Below are 18864 nucleotides of genomic sequence, written 5' to 3' on the forward strand. Positions count from 1 at the left end.
GACTAGCGAACGCTGAACTTCTCGACGTACTTGTTCATGGTGTCGAGTTGGCGCCGGGAGACGTCGTGGGCGTTCTCGTTCTCGGCGAAGACGCTCGAGACCATGACGGTGTCCTTGTCGTAGAACCCGAGATCGCCGAGGCCGCCGAAGAACTGGTCCCAGTCGACGTCGCCGTCGCCGATCTCGAGGTGCTGATGCACCCGCACCGCGTTACCGGGTGGGTTGGTGATGTACCTCAAGCCGTGCGAGCGGTGATGGTCCATCGTGTCCGCGACGTGCACCAGACGCACCATGTCCCCGGCGGTGGCCATGATCGCCGGCAGGTCACCGCCCATGTGGAACTGGTGGCACGCCACGATGACCATCCCGATGTTGGGGGAGTTGATTCCGCGGATGGTGCGGATCGCGGCGAGCCCGTCCTCGACGAAATCGTCCGGGTGCGGATCGATGAGGACGTCGAGTCCAATCCCGTCGTCGACCGCACGGTCTCTGCGCGCCGNCATGTCCCCGGCGGTGGCCATGATCGCCGGCAGGTCACCGCCCATGTGGAACTGGTGGCACGCCACGATGACCATCCCGATGTTGGGGGAGTTGATTCCGCGGATGGTGCGGATCGCGGCGAGCCCGTCCTCGACGAAATCGTCCGGGTGCGGATCGATGAGGACGTCGAGTCCTTCGCGTTCGATGATGGGGACCAGTTCCTCCATCGACCGGTAGAACGCCCGCTCGGACTCCTCCGGCTTCTCCGGTCGACCGGAGAACTCGGTGTTCATCGTCGACACCCCGAGGTCGACGGTGATCTGGATGGCGCGTTTCCAGTACCGCACGGCCGCCTCGCGGGCGTCCTCGTCGGGACCGGACCACCGCAGCACCGGCAGCACCGAGGCGATCCCGACGCCGGCGTCAGAACAGGCTTTGCGGAACTTCGCGACCAATCCGTCGTCGGCCTTGGGGTGGTTGAAGAACGGGATCATGTCCACGTGCGGGGTGAGCTGCAGCCACTCGTAGCCGAGGTCGGCGACCACGGCGGGCAGCTCGAGCAGTGAATGCGAATGATGGAACGGGGTGGGATCGAGCGCGATCTTCATCTCAGGCACCGACGATGGACGAGCGCTGCACCATCTCGACAGCTACGGGAGCACCGGACTCGAGGGACTTCACGCCGGCCTCGCACACGGCGGCGGCCGCGTAGCCGTCCCATGCACCGGGTCCGTCGACGTAGTTGCCCGTCTCGGCGCCCGCCTTGACTGCGTTCACCCACCGCTGGATCTCGGTGTCGTACGCCTGACCGAAGCGCTGCACGAAGCCGGGAGTGATGGTGCCGCCCCAGGTTCCGGGCGCCGACTTGCGGACCAGGCCCACGTCGAGACCGATCATCGCGCTGCCGTGCTCTGCGACGACCTCGGTGCGGACCTCGTACGCGATGCCGGTGGTGACGAACACCTCGGCGTCGACGTGGCGGCCCGACTCGGTGGTGAAGATGGCGATCTGCGGATCCCGTAGTCCCTGCGGCGCAGAGGGATTGGCCGACGGGCTGATGATCTGCACCGAGGTGATCTCCTCGTCGAGGAGGAAGCGCGTGACGTCCACCTCGTGCACGAGGGAATCCCGCACGATCATGGCGCTGTCGAAGTGCGGCGGCACGGCGGGGTTGCGGTGTGCGCAGTGCACCACCAGCGGACGGCCCAGATCACCGGAATCGATGAGCGTCTTGAGCTGTGCGTACTCCGTATCGAAGCGGCGCATGAAGCCGACCTGGATGAGCTTCTTGCCCAGTGCCGCTTCGGCTTCGACGACTGCCAGGGAGGTCGCGACGTCGGTGGTCAGCGGCTTCTCGCACATGACGGGCTTGCCGTGCTCGAGACACGCCAGCAACTGCTTCTCGTGCGTCGGGCCCGGAGTGGCCAGGACGACGGCGTCCACCTCGGGGTCGGCGATGGCGTCGAGCGGATCCTCGACGACGCGGCACCCGGGGATGGTCGCGGCAAGTTCGTGCGCCTTCTCGCTGACGTAGTCGTTGACGACGGCGACGCGGGCGCCGGTGATCTTCGAGGTGATGCGGGCGACGTGGTCGGCGCCCATCATGCCGACGCCGAGTACTGCGATGCGAAGTTCGGTGGTCATGGTGAGGGAAATCCGTTCCGGAGAGGAGGTGTCAGGAGAAGGTGACGGAGGGGACGCCGCAGGTACCGAGGTACTTGCGGGTGCGCTTCGCGATCGGCAACGGCGCGTCGACGGCGCACGGGTACATGTCCTGCTCGACGATCGCGAAGATGTCGGCGGTGAGCGTGCCGGCGTCGGCGAGCCGCTCGATGGTCGCGAGAAGCGGCGGCATGTCCGGAATACCGAGCGGCGGTTCGGTCATCGCGCCGAGCTTCACGGCCTCGCCGAACGGGAGATCCTCCGCGGCGACCTTGGCGCGCACCTCTTCGTTCACCTGCTTGAGGTGGAGGTAGCCGATGCGCTCGGGTGCCCGCTCGATGATCGCGATGTTGTCGCCACCGCAGTAGCTGATGTGACCGGTGTCGAGGCACAGGTTCACGAACTCGCTGGAGGTGCCGTCGAGGAAGCGGTACACGTTCTCCTCGGTGTCGACGTGGCTGTCGGCATGGGGGTGGTACTGCGCCTTGACGCCGTACTGCTCGAACATGCGCTTGCCGAGCTCGTTCATGCCTTCGGTCTTCTTGCGCCACTGGTCCGCCGTGAGATTGCGGTCCTCGAGCACTGCGCCGGTGGACGGGTCGCGCCACATCTCGGGGATGACGACGACGTGCTTGCCGCCGGCGGCCGCGGTGAGTTTGGCGACGTCCTCGATCTGAGTCCACACCGCGTCCCACGCATCGTCCTGATGCAGATGCTCGAAGACCGTGCCGGCCGACATCTTCAGATTGCGAGACTCCAACTCCGAGAGCAGCTTCTGCGGATCGGTGGGCAGGTAGCCGTAGGGGCCCAGCTCGATCCACTCGTAGCCCGACGCCGACACCTCGTCGAGGAAGCGGGTGTAGGGCGTCTGCTGCGGGTCGTCCGGGAACCAGACTCCCCAGGAGTCCGGGGCGGATCCGACGCGAATCGTGCTCATGTCTCGGGGGTTCCTCTCGAAGAATGTCCGGCGCTCGTGCTGTGGCACTAACGCGCTTAAGTAACGCGCTTAAGTTACTATGAGGTGGATCATGCTTCCGTGTCAAGCCCCATCCGAGAGGAGTGCCGGTGTCCACGCCGCCCCGCACCCGCAAGACGACGATGAGTGACGTCGCCGCTCTGGCGGGAGTGTCCCGGACCCTGGTGTCGTTCGTTCTCAGCGGCAAACCCGGAGCGAGTGACGACACCCGCGAGCGCGTACTCGCCGCTGCGCGCGAGCTCGACTATCGACCCGACAATGCCGCTCGGCTCCTCGCCCGCGGGCGGAGCAGAACGTTGGGTGTGGTCATCGACGTGCGGCAGCCGTTCCAGGCCGATCTGGTGACCCACATCTATCCCGTGGCCGAGGCCGCCGGGTACGAGGTGCTGCTGTCGGCGAGCGCGCCCGGACGGGACGAGGCGAAGGCGATCGAGGCACTGCTGAGCCACCGCTGCGAAGGTGTGATCCTGCTCGGTCCGTCGTCCTCACCCGAGTACGTCGCACATCTCGAGGAGCGAGCCGTGGTGGTCATGATCGGACGTGCACTGCCCGCCACCGACTTCGACGTCGTGCGCAGCGCCGACGACCATGGAGTGCGTCAGGCGGTCGAGCACCTCGTCGGACTCGGGCACGTCGATATCCACCACGTCGACGGTGGGACCGATTCCGGCGCGACCGAGCGCCGGGCGGCGTTCCGCGCGGCGATGGAGGAGCGCGGTCTCCAAGCCGTGGTGTGGCCGGGCGCGCACACCGAGGAGGCGGGCAGCGCCGCCGGCACGCGCATGGTCGCCGAGCAGCGCGTGCCCACCGCGGTCGTCGCCGGCAACGATCTGTGTGCGGTGGGTCTGATGGATGCGTTCCATCGTGCGGGCATCACCGTGCCGGACGATGTCTCGATCGTCGGATACGACGACAGCGAGATGGCGCACCTGTCCCGCATCGACCTCACGACCGTCCGGCAGGACGCGGAAGGGTTGGCCGCCAACGCCGTCCGGTTCGCGATCAGGCGTCTCGAGAACGACGACGCGGTGCCGACCGAACTGGTGGTGGAACCGCAGCTGGTCGTGAGGGGGAGTACAGGACCCGTCGCGGCGAGGCGCTAGGCCCGGCGCGCTTCCGCGTCGATGCGGCGCTGCTCCTGACGCTCCCGAGCGGACAGGCCGCCCCACACTCCGTAGGGCTCGTGGGTGGCGAGCGCGACGTCGCGGCACCTGTCCAGCACCGGGCACTGCGCGCAGAGTGTCTTCGCGATCTCCTCGCGCTGCCGTGCCGCTCGCCGACCCTCCCCGGCGGGGGAGAAGAACAGGTCGCTGCGATCACCCCTGCAGACCGCAGCCAGCCGCCACTGTTCCGAGTCGATCGATGTGGTCATGTCGTCGATGGTGTCGCACGTCGCGTCGTCGTCACAGGGTTCCGATCGACGAGAATCGAACGTCCGCTGCTCGCGGTCGACGCCGTTTCGGCACCGCCCGTGCCGGACATCCCTTCTCGACCGGCGAACGCCGCCGACGACCGAGTGGAAGGCGAACGACGTGCAGACGTTCCTGCCCGAACCGGGTTTCGCGCGCAGCGCCCGTGCGCTGGACGACAAGAGGCTGGGAAAACAGCGCGTGGAGACGTTCCAGATCCTCCGCGCTCTGGTCTGGCCGTCCTACGGGTGGAAGAACCATCCCGCTGTCGTCATGTGGCGCGGCTTCACGCCCGCCCTGGTGTCCTACGGCGTGGCCACCTGCCGCGAGTGGACGGCCCGTGGGCATGCCGACGCCCTGGAACCCCGCTTGCTCGACTACAGCGCCGGCGCGGCGTCCACCTTCGACGCGTTACGCGACGACGGTCGGCTGCCTCCGTGGTGCGGTGACGACGCCGTCCACGCCGTCCACGCCAGCCACCGCCGGGCACTGGCGGCCAAAGCGCCGCAGGCATATCCCGCAGACTGGGCCGGCGAGACCGGATACGTGTGGCCGGGCTCGATCTTCCCGACCTGGCCACTGCCGCCGTGCTCCGGTTCTCCGTCCGCCGTGGTGTCCGTGATGATCGACATGGGTTCTCCCGCAGAGCTGTTCGACGTAGGGAGCGAGGAATGGTCTGCACTACGCGCGGTGAACCGCGGCGAGTCCGCGACTGTGGACACGGCCGATCCGGCGCGTATGACACTCGCTGCCTCGTTGGTCCACTCGGCGCGGACGGCGGTGCTTCGAGACGTGCCCGCCCTCGCCGACGACGACGTGCTCCCGGAGCCGGCGTCGGACCCGGGCGGCACGGTGTCCGCCTCGATCGCACGGGTGCCCACCGACGCGGACTCGGAGGCGATGCGACTCGAGGGGCTCGATCCTGCGCGCATCCGTGTGTTCCGGCGAGGGCAGTCGGTGCCGGACCCCGGCAGCTACGGACTGGTGGTGACCTCGGGCGCGCCGGTACCGCCGGAACTCGCCGACGTTCCTCTGCTGCGGGTGTGAGCGGGGTGTGTCAGCGGGCGCTCCAGGCCGACCACAGCTCGGCATATCTGCCGTCGGCAGCGATCAGGTCGTCGGGTGTTCCTTCCTCGACGATCCGCCCGTGCTCGAGGACGATCACGCGGTCCGCGCGTGCCGCCTGCGTCAGCCGGTGCGCGACGACGATCGTCGTGCGGCCGCTCGTCGCGGCGTGAGCGGCGTCCTCGAGGTCGCGGGCTCCGGCGCTTCCCGCCTCGGCCGTGGCCTCGTCGAGCACGGCCACCGCAGGATCGGCTAGCACCAGCCGGGCCAGGGCGAGTTGTTGAGCGCGAGAGGGAGTGAGCTCGCGGCCACCCTCGCCGACGACGGTGTCGAGGCCGTCGTCGAGAGCCGACACCCACGCGTCCGCACCCACGACGCGCAGGGCGTCCCGGACAGCGGCGCGATCGGCATCGGGCCGGGCCAGGAGCAGGTCGTCGATCAGCCGGCCGGAGAACACATGCACTTCCTGGCTGACGATGGCGACGTGCCGTCGTAGCCGGTCGGCGCCGATATCGGCGAGGTCGACCCCGCCGATGCGGACGGAACCGGAACCGGGCCTCATCGATCCGGCCACCAGCGCGGCGATGGTCGACTTGCCCGCGCCGGTCGACCCGACGAGCGCCACCGTCGTCTCCGCCTCGACGCGGAACTCGATGTCGTGCAGGACGTCGTTCACTCCGTCGTAGGAATGGGTCAGCCCCGTCACCACCACCGTGCTGTCCACAGGGACGGCGCCGGTGCCGGGCGAACGGTCGTCCGGGATGTCGATGACACCGACGAGTCGTGCGAGTGACGCGCCTGCGGACTGGATGTCGTCGAACGAATACATCAGCATGCCGATCGGATTGAACAGGCGGTGGAAGAGCAGCGCCGCCGCCGTGGTCTGCCCCACCGTCACCGCGTCCTCGCGCACCAGCAGGAATCCGACGGTGAGAATCACCGACAGGCCAACACATTCCGCTCTGTTGCTGCGCGAGCCGAAGCGCGTGAACAGCCGGAAGACGGTGACCGCGATGTCGCGTGCGCGGCCCGACGACGCGTCGATACGTGCCAGGTGTTCGCTCTCCACTCCGTAGGCCCGAACGGTCCGTGCACCCTGCATGCTGCTGACGAGCGACTGCGCACGGTCACCCATCGCGACACGTTCGAGCGCGTACAGGGGAGCGGATCTGGGCAGGTACCAGTGCAACGCCAGGACGTACAGCGGGATCGCCACCATGCCCGCGAGTCCCAGACGCCAGTCGAGGCCCAGCATCGTGACGACGCTGAGCAGTACCAGCAGCACCGCGGCGAGGATGTTCGGGATCACCTCGCCCAGCGACTTGGCCATCACCGCGACGTCGTCGCCGACCCGAGAGAGCAGATCTCCCTTGCCGACCCGTTCCAGCGTGCTCACCGGAAGGTGCAGGGCCCTGGCCAGAACCCGTTCGCGCAAGGACGCCAGGATCTTCTCGCCGAGCACCGAGACGGCGTAGGACCCGAATCCGGTGAAGACACCGCCGGCCACCGCGGCGACGGTGATGACGGCGACCACGCCGACGATGGTCGACGTGGGCGCGCCCTCACGGACGCGGTCCACCAGGACACCGAACACGTAGACGGGAACGAGGGCCATGGCCGCCGCCACGGCGCCGACGACGACCGTGACCAGCGTGAGGGCCGGTCGTTGCCGCAGTTCGTCGAAGATGAAGGCGCCTGACCGACGACCGCCGGCAACCGGCAACATCTCGGTCATCGCAGAACCGCCCGACGGTAGCGCGGGTCGGACTCGGCGAGGGACAGGTGCGTTCCGGTCGCGGCGACCCGACCCGAGTCGAGAGTGACGACGCGGTCGGTGACTGCCAGAAGCGCGGGACTGGTGGTGATCACGATCGTCGTCTGCGTACGGACGTCGCCGTCGTGACGCAACTCCGCGATCCCGCGAGCGATGGCATGTTCGGTGACGGCGTCGACGGCGGTGGTCGGATCGTGCAGTACGAGGACGGGTGGCTCGGCGGCGAGTGCGCGGGCCAGCGCGACACGTTGGCGCTGTCCTCCGGACAGGCTGGCGCCGCGATCGGTGACGGGATGATCGAGTCCGCCGTCGTGCATGTCGACGATGTCGGTGACCGACGACGCCCGGACGGCGGGACCTGTGTCGACCGTGCCGCGGAGGGCGATGTTGCTGCGGACGGTGCCCGCGAACAGATCCGACCCGTGCGGTTCGACGAGCACCGTGCGCCGCACATCGTGCAGCGCGAGGTCGGAGACGTCGACGCCGCCGATCGCGATGCGTCCGGCGACGTCGCGCGCGGACACCTGGCCGGACAGCACCGCGGCCAGCGCGTCACCGTCCGCGGGATCGTAGGGGACGACGCCGACCATCTCTCCGCGATCGAGATGCAGATCGAGCCCGTCGAGCGATCCGAACCGTATGTCGGACAGACTGATCGACGCGGGATCCGCGGTGCCGGTTCCGGACGATGTCACGACGGGGTCGGCGCCGAGCACGAGGGCGAGGCGATCCGCCGAACCGCGGATGACGGCCAGCAGCCCCGGCAGCCGCGACAGGGAGCCGAGCGGTTCGATGAGGAACTGCGCCAGCCCGACCACCGTGATGAGTTCGGCGACCGAGATGCGGCCCTCGAGCGCCAGGAATCCCGCGGTGCCGGCGACGGCCACCGACAGCAGTGCGCTGACGGTGGCGGACACCCCGAGATACACACTGTTCCCTCGCGCCAGACGCATCGTCGCCGCGAGCGCTCGGCGGCTGGAATCGACGAAGCGGCGCGACGCGGCGTCCTCGGCGCCCAGTCCGCGCAACGGCCGTACGCCGCCGATCAGGTCCGTGGCCAGGCCCGAGACGCGGGCGACCTCCGCCTGCTGGTCCGTCGCCGCACGGGTGAGAAGCGGCGCGCTGAGCTGCAGCAGCAGCAACAGCAGCGGTGTTCCGACGACGACGGCGAGCCCGAGCGGCAGGTCGATCAGCAGCAGCGCCACCGCGGTGACGAGAAGGGCAGTCGCCGCCGCGGCGAAGCGGGCGACGGCGTCGAGAACCCAGGAGGTCTTCTCCGCGTCCGACGTGCTGACGGTCAGCAGTTCGCCGGGTCCGAGATCGACGTGCACCCCTCGCGGGTCGAGAACCCGCCCGGCGACCTCGACGCGGAGCAGGTGCGCCTCGCGTTCGATGGCCACCACGATGATGCGAGCGCCGATGCGGTACGCGTAGGAGAGGACGACGAACAGTGCTGCGAGCCCCAGCAGCGACAGGAGCATCGCGGTGACGTCACCGGTAGCGACGGCGCGCCCGATGATCAGGCCGATCGCGACGGGAACCATGGTCTCGCAGAACTGGTGGACGCAGAACAGTGCGGAGGACCCGATCAGTCGGGCGCGCTGACGTCGTGCAGTTCTGCGAAGAATGGCGCCGCCGGTGGACGGTGGGGCGGAATGCATTAGCCGACCCTAACCCGACGTCGGCGCCGGTGGCGACGTCAGGAGTCGGACGTGCCCCGCTGACGGCGAGCGGCGTCCCGTTGCTGCTGCGCGCGTTCGCGGCATCGCCGCAGGAACTCCTCGTCGGACTCCGGAGTCTGCGCGACGGCGCGGCCCGGGCGGACGTCGTACTCGGGATAGGCGCCGGCCGGTCGCTTCCTGCCGGCGTCGGGTCCACCCCAGATGCCGCCACCCACGGGTCGTCCCGCGGCGAGCCACGCGATGGATCCGGCGAGGGGGAGAAAGACGACCAGGAGGAGCCAGACAGTCTTGGGTAGGTGGCGTATCCCGCCCTCGTCCGCGGTGATCACGTCGATCAGGCAGAAGATCCACAGCACTGCGATGAGCAAGCCGAGATAGGGCACGCGCAGGTCCTCACGCTAGGTGCGGTCCGCACCTCCCGTAGTTCGCACCTCGGGCGGAGACCGCGCAGTCTGTTGTCGCGGACACCATAGCGTGCACCGTTGCTCGCGTCACCCCGTAATGCCCCGTCGCACGGTCCGACAGTTCCGAATCTTCCCTGTGGATGCACGGCATCCGGGTTTCCCGAACGCGACGTCCGGGCAATCATGCACCTGAAGATGAACGAAGGGACACCGTCATGGTTCATCAGAACGAGAACGAACAACCCCAGGACTTCGCCCGCACCACCAGGGCGCACGCGGGCGAGGCCATCACGGACAGTCGGGCATGGCCCGGGTACATCCTCATCGCACTCGGCCTGATGTCCTTGGGTCTGACGCTGACTGCTGCCGGTGGCGGCTTCGAGGGGTGGGTGCTGATCGCCGGTATCGCGTGCCCCGTTCTGCTGCTCGCCGGACTCGCGCTGGTACTGCTCGAACGCAAGCGTGTCAAAGCTGCTGAGGGCAAGTCCCTCCTCGATCCCGGTGGTCACTGACCACGAGTCCTTCTCGGGTCCCGCGACCGCGGGACCCGATGTCGTCGTGCCCGCAGACGCTCGGCGTCGGCCGGTCGCGCCGAGATCCGGGGTATCCGTCGGCGTGGACACACCGTCGACGCGATCCGAGTACCTGACTCTGTGGTCCGACCTGCACGGCGGCTACGACGCGTCGTCGTCACGCATGGTCCGCGGATGGTTGACCCTGAGTTACGTCCTGGCGCGCCCACTGGCCCGCGCCGGTGTGGCCCCGAACGCGGTCACTGCGGTCGGTGTCGTCTTCGCCGTCATCGCGTTGTCGACCGCCGGCGCCGGGTCCTGGGGTGCCGGCAGCGCGGCCCTTCTCCTGATCGCGTCGGCCCTCGTGGACAGCCTGGACGGTGCGGTCGCCCTGCTACGAGGCCGTTCCTCGGCGTTCGGGTACGTCGCGGACTCCGTCGCGGACCGCCTGTCGGACATGCTGGCCTTCGCCATCCTGGCTGCTCTGGGAGCGCCGGTTCCACTCGTGGTGGCCGTGGCCGTCCTCACCCTCCTGCACGAGACGGCGAGAGCCCGTGCGGTCTCGGCGGGCATGACGAGCATCGGCGTCGTCACCGTCTGGGAGCGCCCGTCGCGCGTCATCGCCGTGGTGGTCACCCTGCTGGGCAGTGCGATGGTCGACGACACCACGGTGTTCGCGACCATCGGCGTCGGGGTCGCCGTCCTGCTGGCCGTCGTCGGCTTCAGCCAACTCGTCGTGACGATCCATCACGCGCTCAGGGCCCTTCCTGCGCCTCGACCCGGTCGCACTCGAGGGTGAACACCCATCCGACGATGACGATGATGTGCAACAGGAACAGCCACAGCACGGTGGCCACCGCTGCTCCGACGGGTTCGAGCCCTCCGAACGGCCCGGACCAGTCGATGGGTATCGCCAGGAACAGAACGTAACCCTGCAGGAAGCCCGACACGAACGAGGCCGTCGTCAGGGCGCCGATCACGACGGCGCCCCACGACAGCGACGTCGGCGCCACGACGCGGAATGTCCATCCGATCGGGACGGACAGGACGAGCCAGATCGTCACGAATCCCAGCCACACCCGGAATGCTCCCGCGCCGACACCCCCGGTCACCGATGACAGAGCCGAGCCGACTGCCAACACGGGAATGGTCAACAACGGGGTCACGACGAGGACGGGAAGCGACGATGCTCGCCCGCGCCATCCGATGAAGTTCTCCTTCTTCGGCTCGTACACCAGTAGAGCCCGACGCATTCCCTCGCCATAGAACGTCGCGGGAAGAATGGCGACCAGGATGCCGATCCACCCGATGTGCACGCCCGCATCGAACAGCGTCCTGACCGCGTCCGGCGCTCCGGCTGCCCCGGGGAGCAGCCCGGCGATGTCCTCGCCGTAGCGGACGACGGTGGTGTCACCGAGCAGCAAGGCCGTCGATCGGAGCCCCAGTAGCAGCATCGGCACCAGCGCGATGCCGCCGTAGAACGTGATGCCCGCCGCGACCAGTGCGGTGTCGCGTGCCGCGAGGCGGCGCTTCATGCCGGCCGCGATCTCCGACCGCTCCTGCACTATCCGGACTGCGGTACGGGTTCCGGCCATCCTGCGTCTTTACCCGATGCGTCACATGCTCAACCTGCGCCGTTTCGTGGCTGCCCGGGCGGGGTAAGTGGCATCCAGTCCCTCCAACAGAACTGGTGCCACACGTGACCTCGAAGACATCGACCTCGTCGACCTCCACCCCCTACCCCCTGGGTGTCAGTCGGCGATCCGACGGACGTGCGAATGTCGCACTCTATTCCGAGACAGCCGAATCGGTGACCGTGGTCACGTTCGACGACGACGGCTCCGAGCGCGCATCGACCCCTCTGCCCGAGTACACCGGCCACGTGTTCCACGGGATCGTCGAGAACATGCCGGTGGGAACGAAGTACGGCTTCCGGGTGGACGGCGAGTGGAACCCGGCCGAGGGCCTTCGCCACAACGCGGCCAAGTTGCTTCTCGACCCGTACGCGAAAGCTGTTGCCGGATCGGTGGAGTGGGACGAGGCCGTGTTCTCCCATCACCACGACGAGCCCGAGAAGCGCAACGACGCCGATTCGGCGCCGTTCATGCCGAGGTCCGTCGTGGTGGACGACGATTTCGACTGGGGCGACGATGCGGCACCTCGAATCCCGTTGTCCGAGTCCGTAATCTACGAAGTCCACGTCAAGGGCTTCACCCAGCTCGACGAGGCCGTCGACGCCGACATCCGCGGTACCTACGCAGGTCTGGCGCACCCGTCCGCCATCGAGCATCTGACCAGACTGGGTATCACCGCCGTCGAACTGCTGCCGACTCATCAGTTCGTGCAGGATTCGCATCTCCTGGAGGAGGGTCGACGGAACTACTGGGGATACAACTCCATCGGATTCCTCGCTCCGCACAACGAGTACAGCAGCGCCGGCGACACGGGCGGTCAGGTCACCGAGTTCAAGTCCATGGTCAAGGCGCTCCACGCAGCCGGCCTGGAAGTGATCCTCGACGTGGTGTACAACCACACCGCCGAGGGCAACCACCTCGGTCCGACGCTGTCCCTGAAGGGGATTGACAACGGGTCGCACTACCGCCTGGTCCCGGACGACCGGAGCGCGTACTTCGACACCACGGGTACCGGTAACAGCCTCAATGTCGGCCACCCGGCGGCCCTGGCGCTCATCATGGATTCGCTGCGCTACTGGGTCACCGAGATGCACGTCGATGGCTTCCGATTCGACCTGGCAAGCACGCTGACTCGCCAGGACGAGGATCTCGACCGTCACAGCGCCTTCCTCGACATGGTCCATCAGGACCCTGTCCTGGCTCCCGTGAAGCTGATCGCGGAGCCGTGGGACACCGCCGGCTACCAGGTGGGCGGCTTCCCGGCCCGCTGGTCGGAGTGGAACGGCAAGTTCCGTGACGACGTGCGCGACTTCTGGCGCGGCGAGGAAGGAAGTCTGCCCGCACTGGCGCAGCGCGTGTCGGGCAGTCCCGACGTGTACGAGAACGACCGTCGCCCGACGTTGGCGAGCGTCAACTTCGTCACCGCCCACGACGGCTTCACGCTGGCGGACCTGACGATGTACGACGAGAAGCACAACGAGGAGAACGGTGAGGACAGCCAGGACGGCGAGTCCGACAACCGATCGTGGGGATGCGGTGCGGAAGGTCCGACGGACGACGCCGACGTCAATGCGCTCCGCGACCGTCAGCGTCGCAACTTCCTCGCGACTCTGCTCCTGTCCGCCGGTGTGCCGATGATCCTGGGCGGCGACGAACTCGCTCGGTCCCAGGGCGGCAACAACAACGCCTACTGCCAGGACAACGAGATCTCCTGGTACGACTGGGCCGCCGCCGACGACCAGCTGGTCGAGTTCACCACCGCCCTGATCGGGCTGCGCCGCGAGCATCCGTCCTTGCGGCCGGTGTGGTTCCGCCACGGCGAGGAAGGCGGCTCGGGAGACACCGTCGACTTCCAGCGCGCCGACGGCGTAGCGATGGAAGAGGGCGACTGGACCAACGGGTCGAACAAGTCCATCGCGGTCCTCTACAAGTCGACGGCCGAGGACGCCGTGTTCCTGTGGTTGATGAATGCGGCCGACACACCGGTGGAATTCACACTGCCGGACGAGAAGTGGACGTTGGCGCTGTCGAGTGATCCGGATCAGAAGGTGGCGGATGCGCCGACGTCGATCCTGGTGCGGGACCGCTCCTTCACTCTTCTGCAGGCGTAGCCGGCTGCGGTGAGCCCCGGTCGTCGTCGACGGCCGGGGCTCACTGCTGTGATCCCACGTCGAGCAGTGCGTCGACAATCGTCGACACGGTCGCCGCGTCGGTGGTGCGGGACATGTCGTCGATGACGGTGAACGCCGCTTCCACCAGGAACGAGACCTCGGCTCGGCGTCGCTGCGGGTCGACGAGTCGGACGAGATGGACCCACTCGGCGTGGTCCTGTCGGATCATGTGCGCGAGTCGTCGACGGATCTCGGGATCGTGCTGGTGCACATGGCTTCTCATGACGCGGAGTCCTGGTGACCGCGAAGCGTCGAGGGTGCGCAGCGCCACCAGTGTCCGCACTGCCTGTAGCGGGTCGTCCGTGTCGGACAGGACGTGCGCCGTCGTCTCCGCGTTCCGCCGCGCTGCTCCGAGACACGCTTCCGCCAGCACGGCCGCCTTGCTTCCGAAATACCGGTACACGCTCGACGGTGCCAGGTCGACGGACGATGCGATGTCGGCCATGGTCACCTCGGACGCATCCCGTGTGGCGAAGAGTTCCGTGGCCGAGCGCACCAACGCCTCGCGCTTGCCCACGGCGCCGATTCCTCGTGCCGTCGGGCCGACGGCGGTCGAGCGGCGGGGCAGTGGCGTCGCCAGCATCCGGGAAGCTGCGTCGTCGAGCAGGTGCGTGATTGCGCCGGCCGCGAGGCTCGTGCGATGGGTGCCGATGCTGGACATCATCGACAGCAGAGACGTCGTGACGTCCTGCAGCGCCGAGGAATCGACGTCGGGACGTGCCGAGGCGACTCGACGCTCGACTGCCCGTCTCACCGATCCGAGTGCCGCGTCGACGGCAGTCCGATCGTGTTGGTTCAGATTCCGTCGATCCCGTCTGAGCGTGCCCAGAGATCGGCGGACCGCGACGGCACCGGCCGCGACGGTGTCGAGTGTCGCCGGTGTGTGCACCTGCACCGGCCGGGCGAGCCTGCGCGCGGCGTCGAGGTGCACCGCCCGCAACACGTCGTACTTCGTGTCGAAGTGTCGGTACACCGACGGCCCCGTCGTGCCGACCGCCGCCGCGATGTCGTCCATTCCGACTGCGCCGTAACCACGTTCACCGAAGAGGTCTGCCGCGACGCGGGCCAGTGCGCGCCCTCGCGGGGAGAGCTGCCCCGTCACGGGTCGAGGCGAGCGTGCGGATCCCGCGCCCGGTGCAGGGCTACCTCCCCGGCTTTCACGACGAAGAACACCCTGCGTCCGGGAACGAGGTCGAGTTCCGTCGCAGCCGCGACGGTCACGTCCGCATGCAGTGGACGAAGACCGCCCGTCGACACGGAAGTGATGCGGACGGACGCACCCGTCGATTCCACGTGGTCGATCTCCACCGGGAGGACGTTGCGCGGACTACCGACGGGCGCGTCGACGAAGACTGCCACCGCCGTCGGGTGCAGGAGCGCGACACCCGCCGACCCGGTCACGACGGGCTCGTCGGTATGTCCCCGGATATCCGTGCCCGACGCGGTGGTCAGGACATCGGGAGCGGTGAAGCGCCCCTCGATCGAGTTGACCCCGGCGATCGTCGCCGCGAAGGTGCTGCGCGGAGCCCGCAACACGTCGTGCACCGTTCCTGTCTCGACCACGCGACCGTTCTCGACGACCGCGACACGATGGGCGAGGGTGAGAGCGTCCACCTGGTCGTGCGTCACCAGCACCGTCGTTCGCGAAGTCTCCTGCAGAACCTCGCGCAGCACGCGGCGCATCATCGGGGCGGAGTCCGCGTCGAGTGCCGCGAAAGGCTCGTCGAGCAACAGCACGTCCGGATCCGCCGCGAGCGCGCGTGCGAGGGCGACACGCTGGGCCTGACCGCCCGACAGTTCCCGAGGCCGTCGATCGGCGAGGTCGAGAGCACCGACGGTGTCGAGTCGGTCCCGGGCGATGCGGATGCTGCGTGCACGACCGTCGCCGCGTGAGCGGGGTGCGAACGCCACGTTCTGCAGAACGTCGAGGTGCGGGAACAGGAGCGGATCCTGCGCGAGGAGAGCGACCCGGCGACGGTGCGGCGGAACATAGTGTCCACTACCGGTATCGGTCAGCATGCGGGCGCCGATCCGCACCGTCCCCTCGTCCGGACGGACGAGCCCCGCGGCGAACGCCAGCAGCGTCGACTTGCCCGCGCCGTTCGGTCCGAGCAGGGCAGTCACAGCACCGGACGGCACGGTCACCGTGAGGTCGACGCCGCGGGCGCTGGACCGGGCGTCGACGTGCAACGAGAGGTCCTCCGTCACAGCACGCCCACCGGACGTCGGCTGCGGGTGACGATCACGACCACCGCGGCGATGACGATGAGAACCAACGACAGGGCCACGGCAGCATCGGGGTCGGTCTCACGCTGGAGGTAGATCTCCAGCGGCAAGGTGCGCGTCACACCCTCGAGCGACCCGGCGAACGTGAGGGTCGCCCCGAACTCGCCCAGCGCCCGAGCGAAGGACAGGACCGCGCCCGAGACCAGAGCCGGCAGGACGAGGGGGAGCGTGACCCGGCGCAGAACCGTCGTCGGTGAGGCGCCCAGGGTGGCGGCGATGACGTCGTACCTCGTTCCTGCCGTGCGCAACGCACCCTCGAGGCTGATCACCAGGAAGGGGAGTGCGACGAAGGTCTGGGCGAGTACTACTGCCGTCGTCGTGAACGCGATGTCGATACCCCAGGCGGACAGGTGGCTACCCAGCAGTCCCCGTCGGCCGAATGTGTAGAGCAGGGCGATTCCGCCGACCACCGGGGGGAGTACCAGCGGTAGGAGCACCAGAGCGCGGATCACGGTCATGACGCGACCCGACGACCGGGCGAGGACGACGGCCATGGGCACCCCGAGAACGACGCACAGGACGGTGCTCGCCGAGGCGGTCTCCAGGCTCAGCCGCAGTGCGGCGAGTGACGATGCGGAGGTGACGAGAGCAAGGAAGCGATGCGCGTCGACGGACAGCAGCATCGCCACGAGGGGAGCCGCGATGAGCACCGTGCCCACGGCGGCCGGCGCGAGGATCCACACCGGCAGTCGAACGGACGATGTATCCGACATTCAGGGTGTCTCGACGATGACGGTCGTGGCCTTGACGACAGCCACGGCGACACTGCCCGGTTCCAGGCCCAGAGTCCGCACCGACTCTGCGCTCATCAGAGACGTGACCGTGAACGGTCCGCATTGCATCTGCACCTCGGCCATGACGGTGTCGACGACGACGGAGGTAACCAGACCGGCCAACCGGTTTCGGGCGGAGCTGACCGTGCCGCTGGGATCGGGCGGCGCGGCGGCGCGTTCCCGCGAGTGCGCCGCGAGAGAGGCGCCGTCCACGACGGTCCGTCCGGACGAATCCTTGGAGGACGCGACGACGCCACTGTCGACCCATCGTCGGACCGTGTCGTCACTGACGCCGACCAGAGCGGCGGCGTCGCGCACGCGGAGGCCGCTCACCGTGCTCCGCCGTGAGGCTCGGACGCAGATGCGGCGCCCGACGGTCCCTGTATCCGCATCCACGTGATGGTAGTCGGCGGGAACAGACTGCGGCGTGCCTGCGTTGTGCAGTACGACAGTGATCGGATCCATGCCCCGGGTACCACCCCATAAGCCGCTGCGAGCGGCCACTTGCCGAGAGGCGCACGGCCGACACCGTCCACGAGGCCGCCGAGCATCATGCTCGGCGGCTTTCGCGTGTGCGGAGTTCGTTTGTGACTGTCGACAGGATCGCGGGAAAACAGCGTCCAACTCGGCAAAATGGCACGTCCGGTCGGTTTTCCGTCCCACGGCGGCGCCGAGATGCCCGGTTCGAGGCTGTCCCTCGCAGCGATCGGTACGCGACCGTGACCACGGCGCACCGCAGCCGAGTGGTGAAGAACTGCAGGTGAATGGCATGATGTGGGCGGATCGAGTGGTCGGGGCCGGCGTGAGTGGAGTTCGAGTATGAGGAAGTCGTCCGGAATCGGTGGACTCGGGAAAGCGGCACTGGTCGCGTCCGTGATGGCCGTTGCGGTCTCCGTCGTCGGCTGCACGGCCGGGTCCGAAGGCGCCGCGGCTGCCCCGCCCGCACCCATCGACTCCAATCCTTTGTCGGAACTCATGAAGCCGAAGGTCTCGCTTCCCGTCCCGGACGCCTCCGTCGGTTTCTCCCCGAGCGCTCCCGTGGCCGTCACCGTGACGGACGGGACGCTGTCCGAGGTCACCCTCGCCGACGCGGCCGGAGCGGTCGTTCCCGGCGTTCTGTCCCCGGACCGGTCGTCGTGGACCAACAACGAGCCGCTGGGGTACAACGACACCTACACGCTCCGCACCCGCGCCTTCGGCCTCGGCGGCGAAGCCTCGTCGGTCTCCACCTTCACGACCAGCTCGCCCGACAACGTCACCAAGCCCTACCTGCTTCCGTCGGAGAACGAGATCGTCGGCATCGGTCAGCCGGTGGCCGTGCAGTTCGACGAACCCGTTCCGGACAAGATCGCCGCGCAGAACGCCATCACCGTCGTGACCGACCCGCCCGTGGAAGGCGCGTTCTACTGGGTCAACCAGAAAGAGGTGCGGTGGCGCCCGCAGAACTACTGGGCACCGGGCACCCGTGTCACCGTGAACGTCGACGTCTTCGGCCGCGATCTCGGCGAGGGCCTCTTCGGGCAGGAGAACGCCTCCACGTCGTTCTCGATCGGAGACGCGGTGATCGCCACGGCCGACGACGACACGAAGCAGGTCACGTTCTCCGTGAACGGGGTGGACGTCAGGACGATGCCCACGTCCATGGGTAAGAACAGCACACCGACCGACAACGGCGTCTACATCATCGGCGACAAGTTCGCGTCCATGGTGATGGACTCGTCCACCTACGGAGTCGCCGTGGACTCCGCGCAGGGATACCGCACGCCGGTGGACTGGGCCACCCGAATGTCGTACAGCGGCATCTTCTTCCATTCCGCGCCGTGGTCCGTCGGATCGCAGGGCTATTCCAACGTCAGCCACGGCTGCCTGAATCTGAGCCCGTCGAACGCGAAGTGGGTGTACGACAACACCAAACGCGGCGACATCACCATCGTCAAGAACACGCTGGGCGGAACTCTTTCGGGCACAGACGGACTGGGCGACTGGAACATTCCGTGGGACGAGTGGAAAGCCGGTAACGCCCAGTCCGTCTGAGC

The 18864-nt window shown here is 68.1% G+C and carries 18 protein-coding genes and 1 pseudogene; 6 read left to right on the top strand and 13 right to left on the bottom strand.

The annotated features are described in order from the left end of the window. Positions 1 to 2: 2 nt before the first annotated feature. The 4 genes and pseudogenes from ASG64_RS18385 to ASG64_RS18400 form a co-directional block, all read right to left on the bottom strand. Positions 3 to 499 (bottom strand): sugar phosphate isomerase/epimerase family protein (locus ASG64_RS18385; protein WP_156389137.1); only part of this gene is annotated, 497 nt, incomplete at its 5' end. 1 nt (position 500) lies between these two features. After that, positions 501 to 1088 (bottom strand): annotated as a pseudogene (locus ASG64_RS18390) (sugar phosphate isomerase/epimerase family protein); the annotation flags it as partial. A gap of 1 nt (position 1089) precedes the next feature. After that, entirely contained in the window at positions 1090 to 2124 is a 1035-nt protein-coding gene (locus tag ASG64_RS18395) for a Gfo/Idh/MocA family protein (protein WP_056075378.1), read from the bottom strand. Between the two features lie 31 nt (positions 2125 to 2155). Further along, a complete protein-coding gene (locus ASG64_RS18400; protein WP_056075381.1) occupies positions 2156 to 3079 on the bottom strand; it encodes a sugar phosphate isomerase/epimerase family protein in 924 nt (307 codons plus the stop codon). A 161-nt stretch (positions 3080 to 3240) separates the two neighbouring features. Here ASG64_RS18400 and ASG64_RS18405 point away from each other — a divergent pair, with 161 nt between their 5' ends. Continuing rightward, entirely contained in the window at positions 3241 to 4221 is a 981-nt protein-coding gene (locus tag ASG64_RS18405; protein ID WP_082518582.1) for a LacI family DNA-binding transcriptional regulator, read from the top strand. Here the strand turns inward: ASG64_RS18405 and ASG64_RS18410 are convergent. Beyond that, positions 4218 to 4490 (bottom strand): WhiB family transcriptional regulator, encoded by a 273-nt coding sequence (locus tag ASG64_RS18410; RefSeq protein ID WP_056075384.1) that lies wholly within the window; start codon positions 4488 to 4490, stop codon positions 4218 to 4220. The genes ASG64_RS18405 and ASG64_RS18410 overlap by 4 nt on opposite strands. A gap of 160 nt (positions 4491 to 4650) precedes the next feature. Between ASG64_RS18410 and ASG64_RS21335 the strand changes: the two genes are divergently transcribed. Beyond that, positions 4651 to 5574 (top strand): MSMEG_6728 family protein, encoded by a 924-nt coding sequence (locus ASG64_RS21335; RefSeq protein WP_082518583.1) that lies wholly within the window; start codon positions 4651 to 4653, stop codon positions 5572 to 5574. Between the two features lie 10 nt (positions 5575 to 5584). On the opposite strand, the gene ASG64_RS18420 is transcribed toward ASG64_RS21335, so the two are convergent. From ASG64_RS18420 to ASG64_RS18430, 3 genes are read right to left on the bottom strand one after another with little or no spacing between them, the layout of a single operon-like run. Then, entirely contained in the window at positions 5585 to 7327 is a 1743-nt protein-coding gene (locus ASG64_RS18420; RefSeq protein WP_056075386.1) for an ABC transporter ATP-binding protein, read from the bottom strand. Beyond that, positions 7324 to 9027, bottom strand: coding sequence for an ABC transporter transmembrane domain-containing protein (locus ASG64_RS18425; RefSeq protein WP_200933499.1), 1704 nt, complete (start codon positions 9025 to 9027; stop codon positions 7324 to 7326). The genes ASG64_RS18420 and ASG64_RS18425 overlap by 4 nt, the downstream gene beginning before the upstream one ends. Positions 9028 to 9065: 38 nt before the next feature. Then, complete coding sequence (locus ASG64_RS18430) at positions 9066 to 9431, bottom strand: PLD nuclease N-terminal domain-containing protein (protein ID WP_042576552.1); 366 nt, start codon at positions 9429 to 9431, stop codon at positions 9066 to 9068. Between the two features lie 236 nt (positions 9432 to 9667). Between ASG64_RS18430 and ASG64_RS18435 the strand changes: the two genes are divergently transcribed. Beyond that, the gene (locus ASG64_RS18435; protein ID WP_042576551.1) at positions 9668 to 9964 is read left to right on the top strand and encodes a hypothetical protein; all 297 of its coding nucleotides are present in this window, start codon (positions 9668 to 9670) and stop codon (positions 9962 to 9964) included. A 46-nt stretch (positions 9965 to 10010) separates the two neighbouring features. Further along, complete coding sequence (locus ASG64_RS18440) at positions 10011 to 10763, top strand: CDP-alcohol phosphatidyltransferase family protein (protein ID WP_156388414.1); 753 nt, start codon at positions 10011 to 10013, stop codon at positions 10761 to 10763. On the opposite strand, the gene ASG64_RS18445 is transcribed toward ASG64_RS18440, so the two are convergent. Next, entirely contained in the window at positions 10720 to 11559 is an 840-nt protein-coding gene (locus ASG64_RS18445) for a YhjD/YihY/BrkB family envelope integrity protein (RefSeq protein ID WP_056075392.1), read from the bottom strand. The genes ASG64_RS18440 and ASG64_RS18445 overlap by 44 nt on opposite strands. Positions 11560 to 11663: 104 nt before the next feature. Here ASG64_RS18445 and glgX point away from each other — a divergent pair, with 104 nt between their 5' ends. Next, entirely contained in the window at positions 11664 to 13709 is a 2046-nt protein-coding gene (glgX, locus tag ASG64_RS18450) for a glycogen debranching protein GlgX (protein WP_056075395.1), read from the top strand. A gap of 40 nt (positions 13710 to 13749) precedes the next feature. On the opposite strand, the gene ASG64_RS18455 is transcribed toward glgX, so the two are convergent. The 4 genes from ASG64_RS18455 to ASG64_RS21685 are packed head-to-tail and all read right to left on the bottom strand — an operon-like array spanning position 13750 to position 17161. After that, positions 13750 to 14871, bottom strand: coding sequence for a TetR/AcrR family transcriptional regulator (locus tag ASG64_RS18455; protein WP_056075398.1), 1122 nt, complete (start codon positions 14869 to 14871; stop codon positions 13750 to 13752). Beyond that, positions 14868 to 15977 carry a sulfate/molybdate ABC transporter ATP-binding protein gene (locus tag ASG64_RS18460; RefSeq protein WP_235579616.1) on the bottom strand — a complete coding sequence of 370 codons (1110 nt, stop codon included), beginning with the start codon at positions 15975 to 15977 and terminating at the stop codon, positions 14868 to 14870. Before ASG64_RS18460 ends, ASG64_RS18455 begins: the two co-directional genes overlap by 4 nt. Next, entirely contained in the window at positions 15974 to 16768 is a 795-nt protein-coding gene (locus ASG64_RS21680) for an ABC transporter permease (protein ID WP_056075401.1), read from the bottom strand. Before ASG64_RS21680 ends, ASG64_RS18460 begins: the two co-directional genes overlap by 4 nt. After that, positions 16769 to 17161, bottom strand: a complete 393-nt coding sequence (locus ASG64_RS21685; RefSeq protein ID WP_056076232.1) for a TOBE domain-containing protein — start codon at positions 17159 to 17161, stop codon at positions 16769 to 16771. Between the two features lie 486 nt (positions 17162 to 17647). On the opposite strand from ASG64_RS21685, the gene ASG64_RS18475 reads away from it, so the two are divergent. Continuing rightward, on the top strand, positions 17648 to 18862 hold the full coding sequence (locus ASG64_RS18475) for a L,D-transpeptidase (RefSeq protein WP_056075404.1): 1215 nt from the start codon (positions 17648 to 17650) through the stop codon (positions 18860 to 18862). Positions 18863 to 18864: the final 2 nt, after the last annotated feature.

Source organism: Rhodococcus sp. Leaf247 (assembly GCF_001426185.1).
Taxonomy (GTDB): Bacteria; Actinomycetota; Actinomycetes; order Mycobacteriales; family Mycobacteriaceae; genus Rhodococcoides.

Coding starts and splice junctions, on each gene's coding strand:
- ASG64_RS18395 (WP_056075378.1), bottom strand. CDS start 2,124: ATGACCACCGAACTTCGCATCGCAGTACTCGGCGTCGGCATGATGGGC.
- ASG64_RS18400 (WP_056075381.1), bottom strand. CDS start 3,079: ATGAGCACGATTCGCGTCGGATCCGCCCCGGACTCCTGGGGAGTCTGG.
- ASG64_RS18405 (WP_082518582.1), top strand. CDS start 3,241: ATGAGTGACGTCGCCGCTCTGGCGGGAGTGTCCCGGACCCTGGTGTCG.
- ASG64_RS18410 (WP_056075384.1), bottom strand. CDS start 4,490: ATGACCACATCGATCGACTCGGAACAGTGGCGGCTGGCTGCGGTCTGC.
- ASG64_RS18420 (WP_056075386.1), bottom strand. CDS start 7,327: ATGACCGAGATGTTGCCGGTTGCCGGCGGTCGTCGGTCAGGCGCCTTC.
- ASG64_RS18425 (WP_200933499.1), bottom strand. CDS start 9,027: ATGCATTCCGCCCCACCGTCCACCGGCGGCGCCATTCTTCGCAGAACT.
- ASG64_RS18435 (WP_042576551.1), top strand. CDS start 9,668: ATGGTTCATCAGAACGAGAACGAACAACCCCAGGACTTCGCCCGCACC.
- ASG64_RS18445 (WP_056075392.1), bottom strand. CDS start 11,559: ATGGCCGGAACCCGTACCGCAGTCCGGATAGTGCAGGAGCGGTCGGAG.
- ASG64_RS21680 (WP_056075401.1), bottom strand. CDS start 16,768: ATGTCGGATACATCGTCCGTTCGACTGCCGGTGTGGATCCTCGCGCCG.
- ASG64_RS18475 (WP_056075404.1), top strand. CDS start 17,648: ATGAGGAAGTCGTCCGGAATCGGTGGACTCGGGAAAGCGGCACTGGTC.